Annotated in this window: 1 protein-coding gene; it reads right to left on the reverse strand. The window is 74.5% G+C overall.

Translation table 11 applies throughout. The features are described 5' to 3' along the window. Positions 1 to 2228 (reverse strand): type I polyketide synthase (locus IE249_RS34770; protein WP_189711398.1); only part of this gene is annotated, 2228 nt, incomplete at both ends.

A 2228-nucleotide genomic window follows, 5' to 3' on the forward strand; every position in this document is an offset into this window, starting at 1 on the left:
GGGCACGAAGGCGGCCTCCGCGGTGACGCTCTCCTCGGCGAGCGCGCAGAGCACGCCGTCCGGGCCGAGTTCGACGTACCGGGTGACGCCCTGCTCCTCCAGTGTCCGTACGCCGTCGTGGAAGCGGACGGTCTCGCGCACGTGCCGTACCCAGAATTCCGGCAGCAGCACGTCGGCCCCGGTGAGCGGGGCGCCGGTCAGGCAGGAGACGACCGGGATGCGCGGCTCGTGGAAGGTGAGCCCCTCGGCGACCTTGCGGAAGTCGGCCAGCATGGCGTCCATGTGCGGGGAGTGGAAGGCGTGGCTGACCGTCAGCCGACGCGTCTTGCGGCCCTGTTCCGCGAAGGACGCGGCGATGCGGAGTACGGCGTCCTCGTCGCCGGAGAGGACCAGGGACCGGGGCCCGTTGACCGCGGCCACGGAGACGCCCTCGGGCAGGTCGAGTTCGTCCGTCGCGGCCTGGACGGCCACCATGGCGCCGCCGGCCGGGAGTTCGCCCATCAGGCGGCCGCGCGCGGCCACCAGGGTGCAGGCGTCCGCCAGGGACATCACACCCGCGCAGTGCGCGGCGGCCAGTTCGCCGACCGAGTGGCCGCACAGCAGGTCGGGGCGCACTCCCCAGGCCTCGGCCAGCCGGAACAGCGCCACCTCGAGGGCGAACAGCGCGGGCTGCGTGCAGTCCGTACGGTTCAGCAGGTCGCCGTCCGCCGCGAAGAGCACGTCCTTCAGGGGCGCGTCCAGATGCCGGTCGAACTCGGCGCAGACCGCGTCGAGCGCCCGCGCGAACACCGGGTGGGCGTCGTACAGTTCGCGGCCCATGCCGGGGCGCTGGCTGCCCTGACCGGTGAAGAGGAACGCGGTCGTGCCCTCCGTGGCGGTGCCCCGCGCGAGCTCGTCCTCAGCGTCGCCGCCGCGGGCCAGGGCCTCCAGGCCGCGCAGCGCACGTTCGCGGTCGCCCGCCATCAGCACCGCGCGGTCGTCGAGCGCCGCGCGCGTGGTCGCCAGGGAGAAGGCCAGGTCGGTGAGGTCCGCGTCGGGGTGGGCGAGGAGGTGGGAGCGGAGCCGGTGCGCCTGCGCCCGCAGGGCGTCGGCGCCGCGCGCCGACAGCAGCAGCGGGACGGCCGCCGGGTCGGAGCCGAACGGGTCGGAGTCGACCAGCTCGGAGTCGACCGGCATCGAGTCAGCCGGCCTGGAGTCAACCGATTCCGGTTCAAGTGGCTTTGAGGCAAGCGGCTCGGCAGCGGACGCGGTCGCCTCCCCCGGCGCCTGTTCCAGGATGACGTGGGCGTTGGTGCCGCTGATGCCGAAGGAGGAGACGCCCGCCCGGCGCGGTCCCTCCGGGGAGGCCGGCCACTCGCGGGCCTCGGTGAGCAGGGAGACGGCGCCCGCGGACCAGTCCACGTGCGGCGAGGGCTCGTCCACGTGGAGGGTCTTCGGGAGCAGCCCGTTGCGCATCGCCAGGACCATCTTGATGACGCCGGCGACACCGGAGGCGGCCTGCGTGTGGCCCAGGTTGGACTTCACGGAGCCGAGCCACAGCGGGCGGTCGGCGGGGCGGCCCCGGCCGTAGGTGGCGAGGACGGCCTGCGCCTCGATCGGGTCGCCCAGCGTCGTCCCCGTACCGTGCGCCTCGACCACGTCGACCTGCGCGGAGGAGACCTTCGCGTTGGCGAGGGCCTGGCGGATGACGCGCTGCTGCGAGGGCCCGTTGGGCGCGGTCAGGCCGTTGCTGGCGCCGTCCTGGTTGACGGCGGAACCCGCCACGAGGGCGAGCACGCGGTGGCCGTTGCGACGGGCGTCGGAGAGGCGTTCCAGGAGCAGGACGCCGGCGCCCTCGCCCCAGCCCGTGCCGTCGGCGGCGGCCGCGAACGACTTGCAGCGGCCGTCGGCGGCCAGGCCCCGCTGCCGGCTGAACTCGATGAAGGTGCCCGGGGTGAACATCACGGTGACACCACCGGCCAGGGCCAGCGAGCACTCGCCGTTGCGCAGCGCCTGCGCGGCCAGGTGCAGCGCCACGAGGGACGAGGAGCAGGCGGTGTCCACCGTGACGGCCGGGCCCTCCAGGCCGAAGGTGTACGCCACCCGGCCCGACACCACGCTGCTGGAGCTGCCGGTGCCGAGGTAGCCCTCCACCTCGTCGGGGATGGCGTGCAGGCGGGCGCCGTAGTCGTGGTACATCACGCCGGCGAACACGCCGGTGCGGCTGCCGCGCAGGGACAGCGGGTCGA

Origin of the sequence: Streptomyces anandii JCM 4720, from assembly GCF_014650655.1 — a bacterium.
Lineage (GTDB): Bacteria > Actinomycetota > Actinomycetes > Streptomycetales > Streptomycetaceae > Streptomyces > Streptomyces anandii.